Origin of the sequence: Desulfoluna sp. (assembly GCF_030145185.1) — a bacterium.
Lineage (GTDB): Bacteria > Desulfobacterota > Desulfobacteria > Desulfobacterales > Desulfolunaceae > Desulfoluna.
This window is the reverse complement of record NZ_JAQYWB010000014.1, coordinates 70,546-95,550: the sequence shown is the minus strand read 5'-3', so window position 1 is coordinate 95,550 and position 25,005 is coordinate 70,546. Positions and strand designations below refer to the sequence as shown.

General features: G+C 57.1%; 10 protein-coding genes. 5 read left to right on the top strand and 5 right to left on the bottom strand.

Features of this window, described 5'->3' with window-relative positions; all coding sequences use genetic code 11:
- Together Q1Q75_RS06415 and pbpC are read left to right on the top strand one after the other, a co-directional pair.
- Nucleotides 1-3,367 (top strand): alpha-2-macroglobulin family protein (locus Q1Q75_RS06415; protein ID WP_300668443.1); only part of this gene is annotated, 3,367 nt, incomplete at its 5' end.
- Nucleotides 3,368-3,527: 160 nt separating this feature from the next.
- Entirely contained in the window at nucleotides 3,528-5,885 is a 2,358-nt protein-coding gene (pbpC, locus tag Q1Q75_RS06410) for a penicillin-binding protein 1C (protein ID WP_300668441.1), read from the top strand.
- A 403-nt stretch (nucleotides 5,886-6,288) separates the two neighbouring features.
- Here pbpC and Q1Q75_RS06405 read toward each other — a convergent pair whose 3' ends face one another.
- On the bottom strand, nucleotides 6,289-9,570 hold the full coding sequence (locus Q1Q75_RS06405; RefSeq protein WP_300668439.1) for a BTAD domain-containing putative transcriptional regulator: 3,282 nt from the start codon (nucleotides 9,568-9,570) through the stop codon (nucleotides 6,289-6,291).
- A 135-nt stretch (nucleotides 9,571-9,705) separates the two neighbouring features.
- Nucleotides 9,706-11,817, bottom strand: coding sequence for a phosphate acetyltransferase (pta, locus tag Q1Q75_RS06400; protein WP_300668437.1), 2,112 nt, complete (start codon nucleotides 11,815-11,817; stop codon nucleotides 9,706-9,708).
- An 869-nt stretch (nucleotides 11,818-12,686) separates the two neighbouring features.
- On the opposite strand from pta, the gene Q1Q75_RS06395 reads away from it, so the two are divergent.
- Nucleotides 12,687-14,012 (top strand): glutamine synthetase family protein, encoded by a 1,326-nt coding sequence (locus Q1Q75_RS06395; RefSeq protein ID WP_300668436.1) that lies wholly within the window; start codon nucleotides 12,687-12,689, stop codon nucleotides 14,010-14,012.
- A 408-nt stretch (nucleotides 14,013-14,420) separates the two neighbouring features.
- Here the strand turns inward: Q1Q75_RS06395 and Q1Q75_RS06390 are convergent, their stop codons facing one another.
- On the bottom strand, nucleotides 14,421-14,810 hold the full coding sequence (locus Q1Q75_RS06390) for a hypothetical protein (RefSeq protein WP_300668434.1): 390 nt from the start codon (nucleotides 14,808-14,810) through the stop codon (nucleotides 14,421-14,423).
- A 226-nt stretch (nucleotides 14,811-15,036) separates the two neighbouring features.
- Here Q1Q75_RS06390 and Q1Q75_RS06385 point away from each other — a divergent pair, with 226 nt between their 5' ends.
- Nucleotides 15,037-18,309 carry a tetratricopeptide repeat protein gene (locus Q1Q75_RS06385; RefSeq protein ID WP_300668433.1) on the top strand — a complete coding sequence of 1,091 codons (3,273 nt, stop codon included), beginning with the start codon at nucleotides 15,037-15,039 and terminating at the stop codon, nucleotides 18,307-18,309.
- Nucleotides 18,310-18,513: 204 nt separating this feature from the next.
- A complete protein-coding gene (gene dsrP, locus Q1Q75_RS06380) occupies nucleotides 18,514-19,665 on the top strand; it encodes a sulfate reduction electron transfer complex DsrMKJOP subunit DsrP (protein WP_300668432.1) in 1,152 nt (383 codons plus the stop codon).
- A 37-nt stretch (nucleotides 19,666-19,702) separates the two neighbouring features.
- Here dsrP and Q1Q75_RS06375 read toward each other — a convergent pair whose 3' ends face one another.
- A complete protein-coding gene (locus Q1Q75_RS06375) occupies nucleotides 19,703-20,521 on the bottom strand; it encodes a phospholipase A (RefSeq protein ID WP_300668431.1) in 819 nt (272 codons plus the stop codon).
- 127 nt (nucleotides 20,522-20,648) lie between these two features.
- The gene (gene hrpA, locus Q1Q75_RS06370; RefSeq protein ID WP_300668430.1) at nucleotides 20,649-24,644 is read right to left on the bottom strand and encodes an ATP-dependent RNA helicase HrpA; all 3,996 of its coding nucleotides are present in this window, start codon (nucleotides 24,642-24,644) and stop codon (nucleotides 20,649-20,651) included.
- Nucleotides 24,645-25,005 lie beyond the last annotated feature (361 nt).

Here is a 25,005-nt window from a genome sequence, read left to right as displayed (position 1 = left end):
GGATCCCCACCCCTTTGAGACGCTGCCCACCTTTTTCTTCGGGGACTCAAAGGAACCCATCACCTTGAAACGCGAAGATTTTTCCGAAGTCACCCTGGGGAAAACCGGGGCAGGATCCCTGGTTCAGCCCAATGCCTGGGTGGAGATGAAATCTCCGGTCCGGCTTCGGGTCCATGCCAGCGTTTATGAAACCGGGGGACGCCCCGTCACCCGGTCGGCTCGTCTGACCCTTCTTAACGGCGAGCGTTTTATCGGAATCGAGCCCCAGTTTAAAGGTAAACCCGACGCCAACGCCACCGTGGACATCAAGGTGGGAGCCGCCAATGCAAAGGGGCAGTGGCAGGCCTGCAACGACCTTCAGGTGACCTTGATCCGACAGGACCGCAACTGGTACTGGCGACACACCAACAGTCGGGGTTGGCATTGGGATTGGAACGAGAGCCCGGTGACGGTGTTCTCCAAGTCCCTGACCACCCGAAAAGGGGAAGCCCCCTCGGTGAGCCTGCCCCTGAGCTGGGGCCGATACCGTGTGGAGGTGACCGACGGCACCGTTCAGAGTGCCTTTGAGTTTGAAACCTCCTGGTCCTGGTGGGGCAACGCCGGAACGGGCAGTTCCCAGAAGCCTGATCAGGTGAGCCTGGGCTTTGGAAAAGCCTCCTACCTCCCCGGGGAAAAAGCGGAGCTCCGCATCACGCCTCCCCAGGATGGCCTGGCGCTCATTACCGTGGAGAGCTCAGAAAAAGTTTATTATACCGCGTATGCCCCGGTGAAATCAGAAGGCAGCGTGGTGGCAATCCCCACGAATGCCGCCTGGAACCGGCATGACCTTTACGCCTCGGTGATGGTGATCCGTCCGGGGGACATGAAGACCACCCCGGTGCCCTCACGTGCCTTTGGTATGGTCCACCTGCCCTTGAAACGCGAAGGCACGCGGCTTGAGATGACCCTCGATGCGCCGGTAAAGATCGAGCCCAACAAAACCGTGACGGCTAAGATTCATGTGACCGCAGGGGATGCCCCGCTGCCTTCCCACACCCGTGTGGTGGTCGCCCTGGTGGATGTGGGGATTTTGAATATCACCCGGTTTGCCACCCCGGATGCGGAAGGCTATTTTTTCGGGCCGCGTCGTTACAACATCGATTTGTATGATAACTACGGCCAGATCATCGACAACATTGGTCCCAAGACGGCCCGGCAGCGTTTCGGCGGGGGCTTTGCCGAGTCCGACGCCGAGTTGACCCGGGGCGGGGACAAGCCCAAATCCGATGTGCGCATGGTCTCCTTCTTTTCAGAGCCTCTGCCCGTGGACGAAAAGGGGCAGGTAACCGCCAGCTTTGATCTCCCTGATTTTAACGGGCAGCTTCGCTGGATGGCCCTGGCCTTTGCCGACGAGCAGTTCGGCAGCGTGGATGCGGACACCAAGGTGGCCGATAAAATCGTGACCCAGGTGGCCATGCCCCGCTTTCTGGCCATGGGGGATCAGTCCACCCTGGCCCTGGACCTTCGTAATATGAGCGGCAGCTCCCGGGATCTTGTTCTTGAGATGACCCTGGGTGGGGCGCTGGCCGCCCATTCTGAGACCCGGACCCTGGCCCTCGCCGATCAGGAGAAGGTGACCGTAAGGGTTCCCATTCGGGCCGAGAAAAGCTCGGGCCAGGGCGTGATCACCCTGCATCTGACCAGCCCCGGTGAGACACCGGAGGAGGCCATCGACCTCTCCCGCTCCTGGCGCCTTGGCGTGAGGTCGCCTTATCCGTCGGTAACCCGGAAAACCGTGGCCACCATCGGGCCGGATACCCGTTGGGTCCCGGTGCTGAAAACCGATGACCTGGTGCCCGAAACCGTGCGGCTTCAGATGAACCTGTCCAACCGCCCCCCCATTGATTTTGCCGGTCATTTTGAGTACCTGCTCCACTACCCCTATGGGTGCCTGGAACAGTCCGTCAGCTCCGGCTACCCTTGGGTTCTGGCCTCCCCGGAGGCTCTTTCGGAGATGGGCCTCTCAAGCCGGGTGGAAGAACAGTTCGATCACCCCTACGATGATGCCTTCCGTCGTGTTCAAGTGGAGAAGGCGGTGAATCGGGTGCTGGATTGCCAGAAGTCCAACGGCAGCTTCGGACTCTGGTCCTCGGATAGCGCAGAGGACGAGTGGCTGACGGTCTATGCCGCGGGTTTTTTACATGATGCCCTGAAGATGGGGGTTTCCGTGGATGGCAATGCCCTGCAGCAGGCCAACATACGGCTGCGCAAGTACCTGAAAGGAAACACGGGCTCCAACAGCCGCCACTGGAGCGAAGATTCGAACCACTACCGGTTTGCCTTCAGAAGTTATGCGGGCTACCTCCTCGCCCGGAACGGTGTCGTGCGCCTGAGCGACCTGCGGCGTCTTTATAAGCAGTACGATAAAAAGACCGCCGATGATGGCCTCAGCTGGATGTATATGGCTGCCGCCTTTAAACTCGCAGGAGACGCTCGAAATGCCGAGCGGGCCTATGACAAAGCCCTGGACGAGAAGGTACGCACCCGGTATCGCTACTACGGGGAGTATGGCTCCTCCGTACGGGACCTCGCCCGGATGACCGAACTCGCCATGACCCATGAACTGGGCGGAAACAACACCCTGGTGGCAGACCTGGCCGGCGGCGTGAAAGACCGACGATGGCTGAGTACCCAGGAGCGTCTCTGCCTTTTTCGCACCGCCATGGCGACCCTGAACAAAGGGGGCGAAAAATGGAAAGGGACGCTGATGACGGACGGAGGCACCCAGTCCCTGGATCGAACCCGGGATTTCAATACCCTTTTTGGCCTGGCGCAGTTTAAGGGCCTGAAGGCCATCAAGGCCGGCAGCCAGACCCTGTATGCCAATATCAGCCTCACCGGAGACCGCAAGAGCGCGCCGACCCCGGAATCCCACGAGATGTCCATCACCCGAGACTTTTTTAACGTCGACGGCAGCGCCATCTCCCCCACCACCCTGAAGTCAGGGGCGCTGGCCGTGGTCCGGCTGAAGGTGTCTGCCAGCAGGCGCACCCCCGACGGACTGGTCGTGGACCTGCTCCCCGCCGGCCTGGAGATCGAGAACCAGAACCTCGGACGCGCCACCGTGCATCTCGATGAGATTCGCATCGAGGGCAAACTCCTGGGCGAACTCTGGGACAAAGGGGCCGTCACCCATGAAGAGTTCCGGGACGACCGCTATGTGGCGGCCGTCTCCGTGGACAAAGGCCGTGTCGTCACCCTCTTCTACCTGGTGCGCGCCGTCACCCCCGGGGTCTACCGAATGCCAGGCAGCTATGTGGAAGACATGTACCGCCCCTATCGCCACGCCGTGGGCGCAACCTTTGAGACCCTGACGGTGACTGAATAAGAAAAAGCCTCCGGCGGCAAGGTGTGCCACCTTGAAAGCGGGTTTGCGAATGCGATGCGGGTGTCGTTTCTTTGGGACTGAAATGCGTCCGCATTCGCGCGGTGTGTAAAGCCCCTTATCCTGTTAATCCGATAGATTTCATCACGAGGCGTTTTACACTGTGAATTTTGATGACCGCACCTGGGTTGCGTCGAAAATAAAAGCCCTGGGAACAAAGGTTCCCAGGGCTTTTTGTTCTATTTTATTTTTTGTGATGGCCCTTTTGGCGGTGGGGTGGGGGTTGGATCGGCTTTATCCCATGGATCTGAACCCAAGAACCCGCACCCAGGTGATTCTTGCAGAAAACGGGACCCCGTTGCGGGCTTTCTCCGATGCCCAGGGGGTGTGGCGGTATCCGGTGACCCTGGATCAGGTCTCTCCACTTTATATCGAGGCGCTGCTGGGGTACGAGGACCGCTGGTTTTATCATCACCCGGGTGTTAATCCCTTGTCCATGCTGCGTGCTGTGGGGCAGTGGGCGAAAAATGGAAAAATCATCTCCGGGGGATCCACCCTGACCATGCAGGTGGCGCGGTTGCGTCGTCCGGTTCCCAGGACGGTGGTGGGAAAATGCCTTCAGATGGGGGCGGCTCTGCAGCTGGAGTGGCATTTTACCAAAGAGGAGATCCTCACCTATTACCTGAATCATGCCCCCTTTGGCGGGACCTTTGAAGGGGTTCAGGCCGCCTGTTATGCCTACTTTGACCACGGGGCCGAAGAGCTGACCCCTGCCCAGGCGGCTCTGCTGGCGGTGATGCCCCAGTCCCCCAGCCGGTTTCGGCCCGATCGGTTTCCCCAACGGGCGGAGGCCGCCCGAAACAAGTGCCTGGACCGGTTATTGGACTTTGGGGTCTGGAGCGGCGAGGCGGTTGAGGAGGCCAAGGAGGAGCATGTGGTGGCCTGGCCCATGGAGAGGCACATGACCGCCCCGCTTCTGGCGCGACGTCTTCACACGGAGGCCCCGGAAGGGGTGACCCGGGTGGAGACCCTGATCGATCTCTCTCTTCAGGAGTCCCTGGAACAGCTCGTCCGGGATTATGCGGCGGGGCTCCCGCCCCATGTCTCCATCGCCGCCATGGCCATGAACAACCATTCCGGGGCGGTGGAGGCCTATACGGGCTCCGCCGATTTTTTTAATGAGGAGCGGTTTGGTTACGTGGACATGGCCCGGGCCCTTCGATCGCCAGGGTCGGCGGTAAAGCCTTTTATTTACGGCATGGCTTTGGATCAGGGGTTGATCTGTTCCCAGAGCCTGCTCATGGATGTGCCCCTTCGTTTTGGCGATTACCAGCCGGTGAACTTTCATCGAAGCTTCAGCGGGCCGGTGAGTAGCGCGGCGGCCCTGGCTCACTCCCTGAACTTGCCGGCGGTCCAGCTCATGGACCATGTGGGGCCTCGGTTTTTCTATGCGGCGATGGTCAACAGTGGGTTTGAAATCAAACTGCCCGTGGGTGCCGAGCCCAACCTCTCCATGGCCCTGGGGGGCTTTTCGACGCGACTCGAAGACCTGGTGCTGGCGTATTCGAGCCTGGGGCGGGGTGGAAAAACCATGAAACCGCGCTTTATCCGTGATGTCGCGGTGGAGGAGGCGACCCTTCTCTCCGAAGGGGCCGCCTGGATTGTTCAGGACATGTTGATCCCGGTGCGGGACCGGCAGATTCGAGATACAAAGCGACTTTTTGCCATTAAAACCGGGACCAGTTATGGCTTTCGGGATGCCTGGGCCATCGGGGTGGATCGGGGCTATACCCTCGGCGTGTGGGTGGGGCGTCCGGACGGTACCCCTGTGCCCGGTCATTATGGCGCCCAGACAGCCACCCCTCTTTTAAAACTAGCTTTTCAGCTGCTGCCCCGTCACACGCGATTGGTTCCCAGGCCGGACTCGGTCACCGAGGCCACCATCTGCTGGCCGGAGGGAACCGTCCTTTCTTCGGGAGAGAGCTGTGACCAGCCCCGAACGGCCTGGCTCCTGGATCGGACCGCCCCCCCCACCCTCACCGCAACCCGGGACACCCCCGGCCCCGCCGTAACTCCCCTTCGCCTGACCACGACGCCGGACGGGGCGTATCGCCTCTCCAGGGCCTGTGCAAGGGGTCGCGCCACCGTGGAAACGTCTCGGGTTTTGTGGCCTGTGGCTCTGGAGAGCTGGCTTCCCGCCTCCCTGCGACGGCGCGCCTTGATCCCCCCGCTGGCCCCGGATTGCCTCGGTGCCTCGGATATTATCATTGATGAGCCCATTCGCATCGAAGGCCTCGAGGATGAGGAGGTCCTGATGAAAAAAGATTTTACCCACGGGTACCCTGATTTTTCACTTCGGGTTCAAGGGGGTAACGGGCCGTGGTACTGGTTTGAGAATTCGGTTCTGGTGGCTCAAGGGACCCATTTCTTCTTTCAGCCCAAACAGCCCGGAGTGTACCAGATTCTGGTGGTGGATCAGAGCGGTGCGGTGGATCAGATTCGCGTGTCGGTGTTTTTCTAGTACGAGAAGTCCGCAGAGAGCTGTCACAAAAAAAAAGGCCCTGCCCTTCATTGCTGAAGGGCGGGGCCTTTGTGCGTAAAGAGATGAAATCAAAACAGTCGAGATGGCCATCAGAAGGCTCTTCCCCCCCGGATGAGCCGCTTCAGGCCGCATCGGTCCGCATGATTTCAACTCTGTACACTGGTTCTTATTTTTTGATTTGTTGTTTGATCTAAGTTTACGCTATGCGTGACACCCATCTTCGATGACGAGAGGTGAAAGTAAGCAAATGAGTGCTACACTAATAAAGCAGGGTTACATTTTGATTACAGGGTCAGGGGTAAATGGCCGTATCTGAGTGGGCAATTTTATATTTATTAAATATATAGGGTTCTTAGGGAAGGTATTTTATTGGGACGGATATTTAATTTGGGCTGAGTGGAGAGGTCGACGGCTTTTCGTGCGCCCACAGCCCTTCGAGCTCCTCGTCGGCTTCTGGCTGGGTGTACCCGGATCGGAGAAGGGCGTCCTGGTAAGTCTGGGTGAGATGTTGGAGTTTTCCGGTGTTTCCGGAAGCCGCATGAATATCGAACAGATTTTTCATCATCTCCGGGGTTCCAGCTCCACGGCTGATCGAATTCTCGATGAGATCGAGGTCTTCTGGAATGTAATCGCCGTGTGCTTTGATGATGTCGCTCCAGAGGGTCGCCCCTTGACTCAAGGTGTTTAAAAGGGAGCGATCGTTCAATTCATCGGCATAATCATCATAGGCAAAGCCTTTCAGGAAGGGGCCCTTCCAGAGAGAGAGTGCCCGGCGAAAGGAGTTGGATGCCTGCCAGTAGTGATGGTTCCTGTTCTGGGTGATCCCTCGGGCCGTGGCCTCCTGAAAGGTGCGGGCATCGATCCGGCAATGGGTCAGGAATAGCTGTTTGTTTTTATGCTGCAGGTAATCCTGAAAATCGAAGGCCGGGTTCATATCCGGGTGGGATACCTTTTTTCTCAGGCGGAAGAGCATGACGTTTAAGGCTTTCATCGCTTTGTCGTCCAAAGAGTCCGGCCACAGCATGTGGAAGGCCTCGTGGATGCCGATACTTTGCGATGAGGAGCAGAGGATGGCCGAGAGAAGACGTTGCTCGTTGTGGCTCAGTTGGGTGCCTTTCAGGATCACTTTGCCGTCAAGGTGCAGGGCGAATTGTCCCAGGGTGGTGATTTCGAGCAGGGGCAGGGTTCGGTCGTCAGCCTCGAAGGCGACATGGAGTTTTTCGGCGGCCAGCATACGGGTGAATTCCGGTGAGAGACCCTGACGATGGGCGAACCGAAGAACGGGGAGCATGATTCGGGGCGTCCAGGAGTCAAAATGGAGGTATCGCTCTTTTTCCATGAAGGAGAGCAGGTCCCGGGTGTCTGCAACGGCCGGTTCGGTCTGGCCGCGTTGAAGGTTCATGAAGGCCCGATGGGCGAGGGCTCCGCATCGGATGAACCGTTCATTGATTTTTTCGCTGACGGAGATGGCCTTCTCCAGAGAGGCCTCGGCCTCTTCGTACATCTGAAGCTGAGCATACATGCCTCCGAGGATCATGGCCTGCAGGGCCACGAAATAGGGGACGTGGGCTTTCTGGCGAAGCAGGATGGATTGTTCTGCGGCGGCAAGCGCGGCGTCCTTGTCTTGCTTTAATCCGCAGATATAGGCCTGGTAGTGATAGAACTGACTCCTCAGGTGGGCGCTTTGTCCGGCTTCATCCAGGGTGAGGGCCTCGTTGATCAGCCGCAAGGCGTGGTCCATGTCGCCATTTGCCAGGGCCTGGCAGGTCTCCCATATTTTCGTGAACCCATGGAATACCGTGTTTTGGACCAGTGCCGCCCCGATGATGCGATAGGTGATGGGCTTCATGTGGTTGTAATTGAAAAAGTCGCCGGTGATTTCGAGCTGGTTGAGCTGGGTCAGGCGGGCGAGTAATTGGGTCGAGTCCTTGACCCTCGGGTCGGCCAGATGGATGAGCTGGGCGTCGATCTCTCCGGCGGATCGGAAGAATTTTCCCTGGCCCATGTGGACGAAACAGGAGGCGGTGTAGGCCTCCGCAAGAAGGCTTCTCATGTCATGGGCCCTGGCGGTTTCCTTGGCCATCTCTGCGCAGGCTTCCGCGTTTTTTGTGTCTCCCAGAAAATAAAAATAGCAGTTGGCCAGGGCATTGGCGGTTCGGGCCAGGTAAAAGGGGGACAGGCGGTCCCGAAGCCTGTGGAAAAGCTCTGTGGCCCGAGAAAAGAGGGCTTTCCCCGATTTTAGCTCGCCGTCAATGAAGATATGGTTGAAGCAGATTTCTGTGGTGGCGAGCAGCTCTCCCATCGGGTTCTCCTGGGAGGCGAAGAGGGCGCGGGAACGGTGGAGAAAGTGCAAGGCCAGTGCGGGGTCGATCTCAACGGAGAGGAGCCCGAGGAAAAAGGAGATACAACTCCTGGATTCGGCCACCGGGGCAGGGAGCTGTCGCAGGAGCTGATGGACGCAATAGAGATGGCCTTTGCGGTAGATGTCCAGACCATGGCGTTCCAGCAGCGCTTCGATCTCATCATGGTTTGCCGCTTTGAAAAAGCAGGCGAGGGCCTTTTTGAATTGATGCTTGTCTTCATACCACGCGCCGGCTCTGTTTAGAAACGACGCAATCTCGTCCCCATGACACTGCTGCCGGCACTTGACCCTCAGGAAATCCCGGAACAGGTGATGAAAGGCGTACGTTTCTCCGCTGCACTCCTTTTGTGTCAGGAAGAAGTTGTTAAGGCTCAGGTAGGAGAGGGTTTCGGCGATGTCGGGGGTGTTGCCCGTTTCCCTGGCCAGGGCCAGGGGGATCTCGTCTAACAGGGCAAGCTTCAGGATCAGCCCGGAGGCAGACGAGGCCATGAAGGGATAGACCTCTTCGGCAAAGTAGTGAAAGTCCCGCTCCGCGTCTCCGTGCAGGAGGTCGTCGGAGGCAAGGGCTGAGTTCCCCTTGGCTTTGAAGGAGACACATTTGGAGCGCAGCCCCATAACCCAGCCGTGGGTCGTTTCGTAGAGTTGGTTCAGCTGGTTGCGGGTCAGGGGGATCTCCATGCAGTGGTAAACAAACTCCCGGGTCTCTTTTTTGCTGAAGGCCAAGCTCTGATTGTCTAAATAAACGCAGGGCCGGGCTTGGAACAGGGATCTGAGCTGCCTTGGGATGCGTCGCCGGGAGATGAGGATAAAATAGAGCCCGTGTCCGGGATCGGAGAGAAGGGATTCAAGGAACTTCAGGGCGGAGGGAGAGTCTTCGATGAGGTGGAGATCGTCGAAGACAAGGTAGACCTCTTCTTTGAGAGATTTTTTAAGATCAGAGAGCAGGATTCGCGCATATTTTCCCACCGACTGGTAAGACACCTCGCCTTTGGCGAGCATGGTGGCGATCAGCCGAGATGAAAAACGGGGGATGGATTTTTGCAGGAGCGCGTAGAACCGGTCGATGAGGATGACGGCATCCCTGTCTTCGGGGGAGAGCGCGTACCAGAGGCCGGGGGTGCCCACATGGCTGAGGTATTGCCGGACAAGGGTGGTTTTCCCCTGGCCGGCCTGGGCTTCAATGAGGATGGAACGGTTTTTGTCATACGAATACAGGGTAATGTCCTGGAGCACAGCATGCCGGATGTAATGGCCTTTACCTGTCTGCTCGGGGGACGACCCGGTCTTGGCGCTCAGACTCACGTTTGCGTTCCTTGTAAAGTAGTAAAAAAGATAATCCTTCAAGCTTAAAAGCACAGCAGAATGGCACTCAGGACGAGGCTCTTTGTTATACTACCATTGTGCCATAATGAACGCAAAGGTGTTTGTTGAGTGTAGTCAATGGGGCGGCTCCTGTTCCGCCTGGGCCTGGATGGCTGTGATGGCCACGGTGTTCACGATATCGGGGACGGTGCAGCCCCGGCTGAGGTCGTTGACGGGGTGTCTCAAGCCCTGAAGAACCGGGCCGATGGCCACGGCGCCCGCGGAGCGCTGTACCGCTTTGTAGGTGTTGTTGCCGGTGTTCAGATCGGGAAAGATGAAGACGGTGGCCTTGCCCGCCACTTCGCTGTCGGGGAGTTTTGTCTTGGCCACGGCGGCATCCACGGCGGCGTCGTACTGGATGGGGCCTTCGATTTTGAGTTGGAGCCCCTGTTTCCGGGCTATCTCCTTTGCAATGCGGGTGGCTTCCCGCACCTTGTCCACATCGGCTCCAGTTCCGGATCCCCCGGTGGAGTAAGAGAGGAGGGCGACCGTGGGAGCAATGCCAAAGGTGAGGGCTGTTTCCGCCGAGCTGATGGCGATTTCAGCGAGCTGGTCGGCGTTGGGGTCGGGGTTGACGGCGCAGTCCCCGTAAACAAGGACCCGGTCTTCCAGACACATGAGAAAAACACTGGAGACCAGGGAAACCCCCGGCTTGGTCCGAATGATCTGAAGGGCGGGGCGAATGGTATCCGCCGTGCTGTGAACCGCCCCGGAGACCATGCCGTTGGCGTGGCCTTCACGGACCATCATGGTGGCGAAGAAATTTCGCCCTTTGATCATGTCCCAGGCGTTCTCCTCGGTGATGCCCTTGTGTTTTCTCAGCTCGTAGTAGTTCTCGGCATATTCGGCAAGGCGGGGGGCGCTGTTGGGATCGATGATCTGGACCCTGGAGAGCCGCAGGCCCAGGTGAGTGATTTTTTCTTTAATGGAATCGGCGGGGCCCAGGAGGGTGATATCGGCCACCTCCCGCTGGAGAAGGATCTCCGCCGCCCGCAGGATGCGCTCCTCATCCCCTTCGGGCAGCACAATGTGTTGCTTTTTTGTCTTGGCACGCTGGATGAGATTGTACTCGAACATCTTCGGAGTGACGATGGCGGTGCGGGTGGTGACCAGCTCCCGTTCCAGCTCGGCGGTGTTGATATGTTTCTCAAAGAGGGCGAAGAGCTGGGTGATTTTCCGGTCGTCATCCGGAGAGATCTTGGTGTGAATCCGGTTGACCCGTCTGGCCACCGGGAAGGTATCTTCCGGGACACTCAAGACCGGGAAGGTTCGGGGGGAGGTGGCCAGGAGATCCAGGATGGTGTCGTCCGGTTTGAGGCCTCCGGTGAGAACCATGCCGGCGATATTCTGCCTGGAGGTGGAAGCCCCTGCCGCCAGGCAGGCCACGATGACATCGGTGCGGTCCCCTGCGGTGATGACAAGAGAGCCTCGCTGGATTCGTTTCAGCAGGTTTTGAATCTGCATGGCGCCGATGGTAAAGCTGCTGACGTGAAGGCTGAGCCATTTTTCCCCGCACAGCACCTCTGCCTTCAGCGCTCGGGCGACCTCTCCGATCGTGGGTCGGCCCAGGGCTGGGTTTTCCGGGATGCCATAGATGAGCAGGGACGCCGCCTGGGGGTTGCCCCGCAGACGGCGGACGATCTCTTCGGTCTGGTTCGGGGCGGTGCGGTTGATGACGGCCCCGATGGTCTGGCATTTTTTGTCCTGAAGAGATTCCAGGGCCACTTCCACCGACCGGACGGTTTCACGGGTCTCTTTTCCGCAGCCGTTGGCCACCAGAAGCACCGGGCAGGAGAGGTTCTTGCTGATTTCGGCGTTGATATCGAATTCGAAGGCGGCGGTGGAGGCGGCGTAGTTGGTGCCGTCACAGACAATAAAGTCGCAGGTCTCTTTGAGCTCGTTGTACTTCTTGATGATCCCTTCGATCACCTCCATGGGTTTGCCTTCAGAGGCCAGATCCGTGGCCTCCTTGGCCGAACAGCCATACATTTTTTCGTAAGGCGTCGTGATGCCGAAGTGGGTGGCGATAAGGTGGATGTTGCTGTCCCGCTCCTGGAGCCCTGAGATGATGGGGCGAAAAAAACCCACCCGGCTGATCTTCCGGTGCAACAGCTCCATGACACCCAACACGATGGCGGATTTTCCACTCCTTGCTTCTGTTCCCGTGATGTACAGGCTGTCGGACATCTTTTTCTCTCCCTTCATTCTTTGAGCTGTTGGCGGGATGGGTCTACTCATGCAATGGGGTAAGGCTCTGTTTTATCTCTGAAGGCTATGGATTTAAGTCGCAGAGATTGTACTTTTCGTCAAGTTTCATCTGATGTTAACTCTGCCGAGAGTCCGTTGCGATGGGATGAGGAAGAGGAATGACCCGAAGCGGAAAAAGGAAATTTTAAACTCATTTTTTAGGAATCCTTTAGCTTATAAAATGCGTCTGTCGGATAGGGGGATGATCCTTCGAATCGCGGGGTGAAAACGAATTTTTCCCGCATTTCTCGGGGTAAATGACATCCGCGCTCAATTTCAAAATGACTTGAAAACATAAAATTTGATTTGTTTGTCTAACTTTTTCACCCAAATATCTCCGGCGGTAAGGGGGGCGCCTCTTTGAAACCGAGTTTGCGAGGGCTCTATGGCTGCAGGGGCTCCCTGATTGTCGCAAGTGCATGAACTGCCGGGGCTTCCATGCCCATTGACGGGGGTCAGCTTGAAAGCGTGTTTGCGATGGCTTTCCGGCTGTCAGGCTCTGGGTTCCTCATCTCCGTATTTACGTTGCGGCGTCGCTGAATTTTCCGTTTTCGTGCGTTGATTTCGTACGCTGGTGAGACCCCTTTTTTGATGGGTAAATGGGGGGCGTATGAATAATGATTATAGTTAAAGGCTGAGCCGTCGGGGCAGGTTTTACTTGTGAATTTAGATACTTTTGAGTTAAAGCTTCCATTGAAGTAAAAATAATTTCGTGGTAGGCCTTAGGCATTGTTTTTAACTGGTGAACCTTGGACAAGAGGCAGTTTTGCCATTGTCTGTGAACGGAAACGATACTCAGGCGGGAGATTATGGACGACGTAGAGAGTCATCTTGAACACGTGGATTGTACGAAGCTTTTTTTTACGGATTTGAACGGCAGGCTGATGAATTTGTCGGTCAACAAACATAAAATGGGTGATGTTTTCGACAATGGGGTTGGCTTTGATGGCAGCTCCATCGCTGGCTTTGGTAATGTGGAGCACAGCGATCGCATTTTGATGCCGGACGCGAACTCGTTGTGGAGTGTTCCGTTTGAAGATGAAACCGTGGGCTTTTTCATCGCCAATGTACTGAACGAAGAGGGGGCGCCTGCATCGGTGGATCCGCGTACCATTCTTCAGAAGATCGTCGAGCGTGCCAAAGATGAGTTCGGTTTTCAGTTCCGTGTGGGGCCGGAACACGAATTCTTTCTCTTAAATGGCGATGAGTTTGCCCTGACGACAAAGCGGGGTTTTCCATCGGATGTGCACACCGATCAGGCGGGCTACTTTCACTCCACTCCCCATGACAAGGGACAGGCCATCCGCCAGCAGATTACCGACCTTCTCGGACGTTGCGGTATTGTCTATGAAAAGTCTCACCATGAAGTCACGCCTTCTCAGCACGAGATCAATCTCGAATGCACCGATCCCGTCAGCGCCGCTGATCGCACCTTGCTGTTTACCTACGTCACCCAGCGGATCGCTCAGGAAAATGGATATTACGCCAGCTTCATGCCCAAGCCGTTTAAAGAGCACAACAGAAACGCCTTTCATATGCATCTCTCGATTCAAGACAAAGAGGGCAATAACCTCTTTCACGACGACTCTGAGGACCAGAATTTAAGCACCGTGGCCCGTCAGTTTATTGCGGGTATTATCAAGTACGCCCGGGAAACGTCGGTGGTGATGGCCTCCACCGTCAACTCCTACAAAGCCTATGTGGTGGAAAAAGAGGCCCCCATCGTTCGTGGATGGGGATTTCGCAACCGCAGCTCCATGGTGCGTGTGCCCTACACCATCAGCCCATCGTCCACCCGAATCGAGCTCCGTAACCCCGACCCGGCGGGCAATGTCTATCTGCAGATGGCCCTGCTCATCGCCATGGGGCTTAAGGGCGTCCGGGAACAGCTGCACCCGGTCAATCCGGACAAAGGCAGTAACTACGATCGCGATTACAAGATGAAGGTGTGGGACGAACGCTTTTTACCCCGGACCTTTTACGAAGCCCTGGTCGAAGCTGAGCGCAGTGATTTTTTGAAAGAGGCTCTCGGTGAAAAACTCTACGCAAACTTCATGACCCTTAAGACCCAGGAGTGGGAAGACGACCGGGTGCATATTTCGGGCAGGGAGCAGCGGCAGTATCTCTCTGTCTAACGGCACAAAACGCGTTGCCTCCGGCTCCTGCGGCAAGGTGGAGCCATTTTGAAAACGAGTTTTACGCACCGAATGAAGGCATACCAATGCCTTGGCCATCGGTTGGACAGCGATTTCAAAATAAATGAGAAAAGATGCACCGCATCGGAGCGCCGCACTCCGGTGCGGCTTTTTTTATCCAAAGAAACCCGACAGGCGCCAACCTGCCGGGTTTTTTATGTCATCCCGTGCATTAACATGGAAACACCGACAGCTCATGCGCTTGCGACATCCGGTGCAGCCCCTCACCCTTCACGCGAATGCGGACGCATTCCAGCCGGACGTGACGATAGTCGATGCGCATTCGCAAACCTGCTTTCGAGGTGGCTCACCTCGCCGCCGGCGGCGAACAGAATGGTTCCCTTTATTTTATTCCAGGGTGATCTCGTCCACATGGGGAGGGGTGAGGGTGATGACGTCGATGAGGTTCTCTTCCGTGATGAGGCGGAAGTGCTGGAGGGGATGTTCCATGGTGGAGGCAGCGTAGGTTTCGGTACGGACATAGTCGAGGAAGGGGGAGGTTTTAAAGACTTGAAAGACAGCTCCGGTGTCGTTGTCGACGGTGCGGACATAGGAGGCGTTGAGGTTGGAGAGGGCCATGATCTCGCCGGGGAAGGAGATGTGGAAAAGATGTGGGGCGCGGGTACCGTTGTCCACTGCGGGGCGTTGTGACTCTTCCACCCAGATTTGAAGGGCGCCGGCAACTTCCATGCGGATCAGGACCAGTGTGTCGGATTGATTGAGTTGCGGGTAATCCATGGGCTTATCCATCTGTTTGAGAGTGTGGTGTTCTGTCTGTCGCTGTGGGGGCTTATGTTCGACGGCCTGTGTATTTTAATTCGGTGCTCGGGTAAGATCAAGGATTCCTTTCCCCGACCTCCCCTTGCTCGAAAAACCGGGCTGACCCTTGCCGCTGTTTCTGGTATAGATGGCCAGAGGCAAAGGGCTTTTTTATCGGCAACGTTTTTGACAGGGTTCTCATCAAATGGCAGATATTCTTCAATCCAAGCTTCTTCCGCCTCACCCGCAGAGCCTCCTTGACAGGCAGAGGCTCTCTACCTGTTTCAGTGAGCTCTCCCACACAAAAGTAACAACAGTCATCGCAGGGGCCGGGTATGGCAAGAGTACCCTGGTGGCCCGGGGCCTCCAGCAGGCAGGTGTGAAAACCGTCTGGTATCGGCTGGATCCCTTTGACAAAGATTTTTCGGTGTTCATGAGTTATCTGCTCACCGGTCTGGGGGCACTTTATCCCGATGTAGAGGGGACACTCTTCGGGGATCTGGAACGGATGGCCGTTTCAAAAGAGGGGCGGGAAAGGTTTTTGTTATCGTTTGTGAAGCGGCTCGAAGAGGGGGTCACCCAGGAAACCGTCATCGTCCTGGACGATTACTACCTGGTTCAGGAGAGTGCCGTGATCAACGAGGCCCTGGCATTTCTTCTGGAGCGTCTCCCTTTCTTTTTGCACCTCATCATCATCAGCCGCGTGGTGCCCCCTGTCCGTCTCTCCAGGTTCCGCGTGATGCGGGAGGTCGTGGAGATAGGCGAGCGGGAGCTTGTCTTCACTGAAGCGGAGATTCAGGAACTTTTTTCCCGGGTTTTCTGCGTTCCCCTTAAAAAAGACGAGATCCGTGAACTCCATGAAAAAAGCGGGGGGTGGGCCGCCAGTCTCATGCTTTTTCGCTGTTCTCTCAATGGAGAGGGCGACCGGGGCATAGAACATCGGCTGTTTGAGCTCAAAGGCTCCCGGGGGTATGTGTTCTCGTATCTTGAAGAGAATGTGTTTGAAACACAAGGGCTGGGGGACCAGGAATTTCTTTTGAAGACCTCCCTTTTTTCGCCCCTGGAACCGGGGCTCTGTGACAGGGTGCTTAAGAGCGATGACTCCCTGCAGCGCCTTCGTGCGCTGGAAGACCGGCACCTCCTTACCTTTTCCCTGGATGCGGATCGGCAGACTTTTTTTTATCACCACCTGCTGAAAGATTTCCTGCGGGCAAAGCTTGTGGAGCGGTTGCCCCGTGAAGAGATTTGTGCCCTTCATTTGGCCGTGGGGGAGGCCATGGAGGGCGAGAATCCCCTTGAGGCCTTGAACCATTATCTTGAAGGGGGGTGGTATGATGAGGCAACCCGGGTCGTTGAGAGCATCGAAGCGCGGTTTATTCTCCAGGGCAAGGTCAACACCCTCCAGCATTGCCTCTCTCTTTTTCCTGAACAGTACAGAAAAAAAATACCCCAGCTTCTTATGATGGAGGCAAAGCTTCATTCGTGTGCGGGCAACCCTCAACAGGCCATTAAAAACCTGACCGCTGCCCTCCGTCTTTTCCAGGAGGCGCATGATGATGAACATGTGGTCACCTGTTATTCCAACCTGGGCTTTCAGTACTACTACAGCGGCAACATGCGAGAGGCCAAACTCTTTCTGGAGCAGATCGTCGGGGAGATTGACGCAACCTCTCCGAACTATTCCGTGACCCTTACCTTCCTGATTCTTTTTGCAGCGATTTTAGGGGATCTGGAGACCGCCGACGCCTACACCGACCAGGCCATGGAGGCCCTCTCACGGGTGACGGGCCACGATTACGTGGCAGGGGTCACCATGGTCGATACCTCAAAGGCCTTTCGTCTGTACTACGCTGGTGACTTCCAAGCCTCCCTTGCCGTGGCTGATCGAGTCCTCGACATGGCCACCGAGCACGGGCTGGACTTCTGCCTGCCTCTCACCTTTTACCAATATGCCGTGGGCAGCTACTTTCTGGGTGATTTTGAAAAGGGAGCGGGCTATGCGGAGCAGGGGATTGCCGCCTCAGAGGCGATTGATCTCAAAGACAGCCAGAAAGGGTGGGTTTATGTGGCCTGGTCTCAGAACTGCCTGGGGCTGGGTGAGCTGGCCAGGGCTGAGTCCTTTGCCAGGCTGGGCCTTGCCATCTTCGAATGCCCGGGAAACAGGTGGGGCATGGCCAGTGCCTATGACCTGCTGCATCAGATCAGCCTTGCGAGAAAGGATGTCGGGGCTGCATGGACCTCACTTCGATTGGCCTGTGAGGCTATTGAAGGGTACGGCCTCACTGTGACCGAAGGCATCCTTGAGATCGGACTGGCAGGGATGAATCTTTGGGAAGGCGACACGAAAACGGCCCTTCGCCTGCTTGGGGAATCCCGGGCAAAGGTCAAGCCTGCGGCCCACCATCTTTTGAGAAACCATCTTCTGGAGGTGGAGTGCCACGTCATCGACTCAAACAAAGCCGCGGCCCGGAGTGTGCTCGAAAAGGCCCTTCGCCTGACCGGGGAAAGGGGCTACGCGCATCTCTTTTATGCGGAGACAAGCAGGATCGTTCCCCTTCTTACGGAATTCTACGCCGAAGGGCAGTTTCCCTTTCTTATTGAGCGTCTTTTGACTGCCATGGGCCCCTCGGCCCTGGACGTGATGGCCTCCCTCTCCCAGGCGAAAGAGCCCCTGGTCAACCGTGGCTCAGCCGCACTGTTGAAGCGAATGCCTGCCCCTTCGGTTCTCCCGCTGACCCTGTCCCTCCTCGGCCCCTTCACGGTGAAGGTCGGGGACCGGGAGATATGTCCCGAAGAGTGGACCAGCTCCAAGGCGTTGATGATTTTTCAATACCTTGCGGCAAAGCGGCATACCGGATTTGTTCATCGGGAGGCCCTGACTGAGCTGCTCTGGCCCGAGGAGGACGCCGCTAAAACCGCCAAACGGTTTAACGTGGCCATGAGTGCCCTGCGCACCATCCTGGAACCTCACCGAAGCGCCGCCAAAGGCACCTCCTCTTATATTGTGAAACAAAAGGACGCCTACCGGCTCGACACGGGCGACGGCGGCAGCATCGATGTGGAGATTTTTCTTCAAGCGCTGGATGCCGCAGGCAAAGAGAAGGAGAGTCCCCTTGAACGCCTCCTCGCAGCCGAAGCCTGCTGGCAGGGGCCCTTTCTGGAAGAAAACCCTTACGAACCCTGGTGCATTGAGGCACGTGAATTTCTGAACACCCGATACCTCACCGTACTCTCCAGTCTCATGGTCCATTGTGAATCCGACGAAAACCCCGTCCCTTGCCTCCACTTTGCGGAGAAATATCTGGCCCTCGACCCCTGGGCCGAACCCGTTTATCGAAAAATCATGCGTCTCCACGCTCAGATGGGAAATAACGCCCACGTCATGACAAGCTATCAGGCCTGCCGAGAACAGATGGAGGTGCTGGGCTGCCCCTTGCACGAAAAAACCACGGCACTCTATCGCACGCTTATCGGTTAAAAAGGGATGCCGGCGGCAAGGTGTCGCCACCTTGAAAGCGGGTTTGCGAATGCTCTACGGCTGGTGCCATATGGGGTCCAGGGGATCATCCCCTGGCCGCCGGAGGCAGTTTTTTATTCCCCGTTTATTCCCGCTTAACTCGCAGGTTCTATACTCCGTCCTGAGATGTGTATTGGTTTGGACTCATTAATGGACGGAGGCGTGATGCTTGAATTGGCGATAAAAGGCGGCAGGGGGTATTGGGCGTGGATTGCGGGACTTCTGGCGGTGTTGGTTTTGGGGGCGCTTTGTTACGGGCAGCAGCTGGAGCACGGGCTGATGATCACGGGGCAGAGCCGGGATGTCTCCTGGGGGTTTTACACGGCCCAGATGACCTTTCTGGTGGGGGTGGCGGCCGGGGGTGTGATGCTGGTGCTGCCGTATTATCTGCACGACTACAAGGCCTTTGGGAAGATCACGGTCTTAGGTGAGTTCCTGGCGGTGGCCTCCCTTGTGATGTGCCTTCTCTACCTGCTGATTCACCTGGGGCAGCCCTCTCGGGCCCTCAATATTTTTTTGAACGCCACGCCTTCTTCCATGCTCTTCTGGGACGGCAACGTGCTCATGACCTATCTCGTTATGAATATCATCATCGGCTGGAATGTGCTGGAGGCGGAGCGAAATGGTGTGGCACCTGCGTCTTGGGTAAAGGGGCTGGTTTATCTCTCTATCCCCATGGCTTTTGGGATCCATACCATGACCGCCTTTATTTACTGCGGCCTTCCCGGGCGGGGTTTCTGGATGACGGCGATCCTGGCGCCCCGGTTTCTCGCCTCGGCCTTTGCTGCGGGGCCGGCCCTTCTTATTCTGCTCTGTTTTTTGATTCGTCGCCTCTCTGATTTTGATCCCGGCCAGAAGGCGATAAAGACCCTTGCCGTTATTACCACCTACGGCATGATCGCCAACCTTTTTTTTCTGGGGTGCGAAGTGTTTGTGGCCTTTTATTCACGGATTCCAGAACACATGGATCATCTGAAATACCTCTACGTCGGGCTCCATGGCCACGGCGTGCTGGTGCCCTGGATGCGGGCCTCTCTGCTTCTGATGGGCGTGGCGGTTCTGTTGCTTATTCCCCCCGTAACTCGTAACAACGAGAAAATCCTCGCCGTCGCCTGCCTCTGTGTTTTTGTCGGTACCTGGATCGACAAGGGTCTCGGCATGATCGCCGGAGGCTTTATTCCCTCCCCTATGCATCACATCACGGAGTATGTGCCCACCCTTCTGGAGTTGATGATTTCGGCCGGCATCACGGCCATCGGCCTGCTGATCCTTACCGTCCTGTATAAAATCACCCTTGGGGTGAAGCAGGGCGGCTGAATTTTTTTGCGTATTTTCGGTGCAGAGGGGCCTGGCGTTACCGGCAGAGCATGATCCCCACCCCGACACGGGTCATCTCGTGGTTGTAGTCGATGAGGCTGTCCCCGTATCCGTGAAAGGCCTGGACCATGAAGAAGGCCCCCCCTTGGGTGATGGGGATGCTCCAGGTGAGGCGGGCGGCCCCTTTGCCTTTGCGGAGGTTGCCCCGGCCCATGAGGTGGATGAGCTGGTCGCCTCCAAACTGGTATTTGAGGTGGAACTCGCTGTAGCCCATGGTGTCCGCAATATCGGGGTTATCACTTCCTTTGATCCCGTCGGGGGAGGGCTCTTTGCTGTCGTCTGTGATGTACCAGAGCTTCAGCCAGAGCAGGAGGTCGCCTCCGGCGTAGAAGGGGGTGATGTAGGCGCGGTTCCAGCTTCGGGAGTCGGGCATGTCCTGGCCGTTGGACTCGTGTTCAAAGCCGATGTCGGCTCCCAGCTTGCTGAGGATAGGGCCGTTGCCTAAAAATCGGGTCAGGGCGCTGCCTGGCAGGATGCGGTAGAAGAGTTCCGGGTTGTAGTTGGTCTCGCGAAAGGGGGCGGAGCCCTCTTCATTGTAAGCCTGCCAGAAGGATTTCTGGGTGTAGGCGACGTGAAGCCCGGTGTTCATGATCTGTTTTTTGAGGCTGACCTGAAAGACCAGTTCGGTCTGGTCTCCATGGTATTCATCGGTCCAGGTGGCGGGCATGATCCAGGTGGCCTTGTGACGGGAGATGCCTTCGGCCATGTCGTTGATGGTGTAGTCAAAGGCGAGGGCAGATGTGGAGAGAAAAAGCACTGTGAGAAGCAGGAGGGTGTTGAAAAAAAGTGTGCGCATGGGGTCACCTATCACGGATAGAGGGTCGTTAAATATAGGGTGAGGGGTTCTATGAATGAACCGCACAGGGGGAATCACCGTGTGCGGGGCAGCGATTTTTTTTTGGGGGGGGGCCAAAGGCTTTATTTTAGATCATCACCTCAATATCTCGAACTCTTTTTTGGAGACGTTTGGCAGACACCTTTTCCCGGGTGCCGATCTCCTGGGCAAAGATAGAGATTTTAAATTCTTCGATGGACCAGAACAGGGCCTCAATGGCCTCTTTTTTTTCTTCGGAGGAGTCCGGGTTGAGGGAGGCGACGAGGGCGTTCATGGCTTTCACGAAGGGGGTCACCTCCCGGGCTTTGGCGCGGTCTTTTTCCGGGGCGTCGAAGGCGCGTTTGGCGCGGAGGAAGAGGGCACGGATATGGCGTTCTAACTGGGTGAGACGATTCGGCTCGTAAATCTCAATAAAATTTTTGGGGATCAAAAGATCCAACTCGTTGCGCAGCATGCCGGTGAGGAGCTGTCCGGCGGGTGTTTTTGACCGGTTCAACTCTTCGGTATAGATGAGGGCGCTGGTGTCGTGGTAGCCGGAGAGGATGGCCTCCACAGCGGTGAGAAGTCTGGACCCCGTGGCATAAAGGCCTTTTGATGCCTCTTTGATGTGGGCTTCAAACGCGGCCCGGCCCCGCAGGGACGAGGGGAAGAGCAGCTCGGTGGTTTTATGGGCCAGGGCCGAGGTGAGGGCGACATCCCCACCGAAATAAGCGGCGCGTTTTTTGGCCTCCCCGGTGAGCTTGAGGTCTTTTGAGAGGCTTTTTACCTCTTTTGAGAGGCGCAGGGTCGTTAAGGCGGCCACACCCTTTCGGTGGAGACGTAAGGCCTCCTGATCGTGGCGATGCAGGCTCAGGCAGATCCCTTTCGGGGTGGCGGTCAGGGCCGGGTAAGCAAACAGGCCCCCGGGGGCGGGTACCTTCTCGGGGAGTTCCTCCATGGGCCAGTCGGTGAGCCCTGTTTTTTCCCATTGGCGCTTCAGCTTTTGAAAGGCGTCGTTTTTGGGGACGGCCTCATCGGTTCGGGTCAGGAGGACCGATTTGTCTCTGGAGGCGGCCAGCTCTTTTCCCTTGGCGCCGGTGACGGAGATGCGCACCTTCAGGTGGTCGGGAACGGCGTCTCCCTGCCAGGCGTTGGGGGGGACGCGCACCCCGAATCGCTTGGCGATAAAGGATCCCAGGGCGGTGATCAGGGGCCGGGTGGGAAAGGCACCCTGCTTCAGAATTTTTAGCTCTTCCATTTCAGAGGCGATGACGGAAACGGTATCGGAGACGGGAACCAGTCTTTTTCGATGCTCTTTGGGGAGCCCTTTAATCATGGCCTCAATTTTTTCGATCATCAGGCCGGGGATGACCCAGTCCAGGGCCTCTTTGGAGAGCGCTTTGGCAGAGTGGGCGGGAACCTCAAGGGTGACCCCGTCTTTTTCATTGCCCGGTTCAAAGGCATAGGAGAGGGAGAAGGTGCCGCCGCCCACGGAGATGCCTGAGGGGAAAGCTGCGAGCTCTTCGTCTTCCGGCCGGTAACGGGCGATAGCCTCCGGGTCCATCTTCAGGTGGGCGTCTCCCCCGGCCTCCCGGAGGTGCCGGGAAAAGGTGCGGATATCCCAGGTGTTGGTTATTTTTTCGGCGTAAAACGCAAAAAGATCCTCTTCGCTGATGAGGATGTCCCGCCTTCGGATGCGGTCTTCCACCTCCCGAACGTCATCGATGAGGGCTCGGTTGTGGTCCAAAAAGGAGAAGTGGCGGTTTCCCTTGGGAACCTCCATGTCCCCTTCCACCAAGGCGCTCCGGATGAAGATGCGGGTGGCCTCCTCGGGGTCTGTGGAGCCAAAGTGGATTTTTCGTTGGGAGACGAGGATCAGGCCAAAAAGGGTCACCTGTTCGTCGGCCATCACGGCGCCCATTTTCTTCTCCCAGCGGGGGTTGGAATATGAGCGTTTGACGAGCTCTTTGCCCAGCTCTTCCAGCCAGCCGGAGTCGATGCGGGCGACGTTGCGGGCAAAGAGCCGGGAGGTCTCGACCATCTCCGAGGCGACGATCCATTGCCCGCCTTTATTGAAGAGGCCGGAGCCGGGAAAGATCATCACCTCTCGCCCTTTGGTGGCGGTGTAGCGGTTCTTCTCTTTGGCCGTGGCAATGTTCGAGAGATAGCCTGCCAGGATGGCGGTGTGGATGGCGATGTACTCCGCCCCGAAGGTCGCTTTTTTGTTGGCCGGTTCGGAGGAGGCCTGTGTCTCGGTGGGCTGGCTGAGATTAAACTCCCGAGCGATGCGGGAGAGCTGGGCGTGGATGTCGAGCCATTCGCGTATCCGCAGAAAAGAGAGGTAGTTCTCCTTGCAGAACCCTTTCATCAGGCCCATGCGTTTCGAGTCCCCCATATGCTCCTTGAACCGCTTCCAGATATTTAAAAGGGTCAAAAAATCAGAGAGAGGGTCTTTAAACGCCGCGTGTTTCTGGTCGGCCTGGGCCTCTTTGCTGTCGGGGCGCTCCCGGGGGTCCCGGATGGTCAGGGCCGCGATGATTACCAGGATCTCTTCCACACAGCCGTTGGTGGAGGCCTCGATAAGGATGCGGGCGAGCTTGGGATCCACGGGGATGGCCGCCATAATGCGTCCGGTTTCGGTCAGCCGGTGGCAAGTCTCGCCTTTCCGTCCCTTCTCCTCTGTGATGGCGCCTAATTCGAGGAGGGTCTGAAAGCCGTCGCCAATGCTCTGGGGTGAGGGCGGGTCGACAAAGGGAAAGTCTTCCACCCGGCCCAGTCTGAGGGAGAGCATGCGCAGGATGACTTCGGCGAGGTTGGCCCGCAGGATCTCCGGCAGGGTGAACAGGGGGCGGCCCTCAAAGGAGGCTTCGTCATAGAGTCGGATGCAGACCCCATTGGCCACACGCCCGCAGCGGCCTTTTCTCTGGTCGGCACTGGAGCGGGAAATTTCCATGACGGGCAGGCTGGTGGTGCGTGTGCGCGGCGAGTACCGGGGGATTCGGGCCACGCCGGTGTCGATGACATACTTGATACCCGGGATGGTAATGGAGGTCTCTGCCACGTTGGTGGAGACGATCACTTTTCGCCCGAAGGCGCTCTGGAACACTTTTTTCTGGTCGGCGGCTGAAAGGCGCGCGTACAGGGGTAAAACGGTCATGGCCTTGTGCCGCCGCCCTTCGATCATGTCACAGGTCTCTTTGATGTCGGCTTCCGTGGGCATGAAGATGAGAACATCGCCGTAGGGCCCCAGGGACACGAGTTTGTCCAGGGACTCCACAGCGGCATCCACGTAGCTGTCGTCTTTGGAGGCGAGGGGTTTGTGGATCACCTCCACGGGGAAGGTGCGGCCCGAGACCTCGATGATGGGGGCACCCCCAAAGGCTTTGGAAAATTTTTCAGTGTCGATGGTGGCCGAGGTGACGATCACCTTCAAGTCCCGCCGTTTTTTTATGAGCGTCCGCAGGATGCCGAGGATAAAATCGATGTTGAGACTTCGTTCGTGAGCCTCGTCCACGATGATGGTGTCGTAGGCGGAGAGAAAGGGGTCTCCCTGTGCCTCGGCCAGGAGGATGCCATCGGTCATCAGGCGGATGGTTCCGTTGCTGTCCCCGGTTTCGTGGAACCTGATCTTGAAACCCACGCTGTGTCCCGGCTCTTCGCCCATCTCTTCGGCGAGGCGGTTGGCCACGGAGACGGCGGCGATACGCCTTGGCTGGGTGACGGCGATGAGTCCGCCAGTGCCCCGGCCTGCTTCCACACAGAACTTGGGGATCTGGGTGGTTTTGCCGGAACCGGTTTCACCGGAGATGATCACCACCTGGTGTTTTCGAATGGTTTCGACAATCTCCTCCCGGCGGGCTGTGACCGGGAGCTCCTGGTTGTAATTGAGGGCAGGCGGGTTTTGCTGGCGGCGATGTCTCTCTTCCATAGACGTCGAAAGGCGGGTCTGAATCCCCTGGAGCTTCTGGAGCGCCTTTTCATCCGGCTCCTGGAGGCGCTGAAGATTCTTCATGTCCCGTCGCAGGGCGTGGCGGTCCCGTATCATGGTGCGGCCCAGCGAACGTAAGGCCCTTTCCAGTTCTTTTTTAAACGCCAGTGATTTCATGCGTCTCCTGCTCTCGTGATAAAAATAGTCCGGGGCGTCCGGCTTACGGCACCCAGGTTTTCAGCAGGGACACTTTAAAGACAATGGCATGTAAAATCAAGGGGCAGGGGCAGGGGGGCCACCTTTCTTTTCGTTTCTTCCCTTGTAACTATTCAGCTCAAAAAAAAGCCTCCGGCGGCAAGGTGTGCCACCTTGAAAGCAGATTGCGGATGCGCTTTGCCCCCATGTCACGGCGTAGCCGAAGGCGAAGACGGATCGCTTGTCACGCCGGAGGCTTTTGCGTAGGCGGATCCCTCGGATCAAATCACATTCGCATTTAAAACAAAATTCATTCAAGAAGAATTTTTTAAGATCTGTTTGT

What these genes read in the sequence shown, in the direction of transcription:
- pta (WP_300668437.1), bottom strand. Translation starts at nt 11,817, where the DNA reads ATGTCCGACAGCCTGTACATCACGGGAACAGAAGCAAGGAGTGGAAAA.
- Q1Q75_RS06395 (WP_300668436.1), top strand. Translation starts at nt 12,687, where the DNA reads ATGGACGACGTAGAGAGTCATCTTGAACACGTGGATTGTACGAAGCTT.
- Q1Q75_RS06390 (WP_300668434.1), bottom strand. Translation starts at nt 14,810, where the DNA reads ATGGATTACCCGCAACTCAATCAATCCGACACACTGGTCCTGATCCGC.
- Q1Q75_RS06385 (WP_300668433.1), top strand. Translation starts at nt 15,037, where the DNA reads ATGGCAGATATTCTTCAATCCAAGCTTCTTCCGCCTCACCCGCAGAGC.
- dsrP (WP_300668432.1), top strand. Translation starts at nt 18,514, where the DNA reads ATGCTTGAATTGGCGATAAAAGGCGGCAGGGGGTATTGGGCGTGGATT.
- Q1Q75_RS06375 (WP_300668431.1), bottom strand. Translation starts at nt 20,521, where the DNA reads ATGCGCACACTTTTTTTCAACACCCTCCTGCTTCTCACAGTGCTTTTT.
- hrpA (WP_300668430.1), bottom strand. Translation starts at nt 24,644, where the DNA reads ATGAAATCACTGGCGTTTAAAAAAGAACTGGAAAGGGCCTTACGTTCG.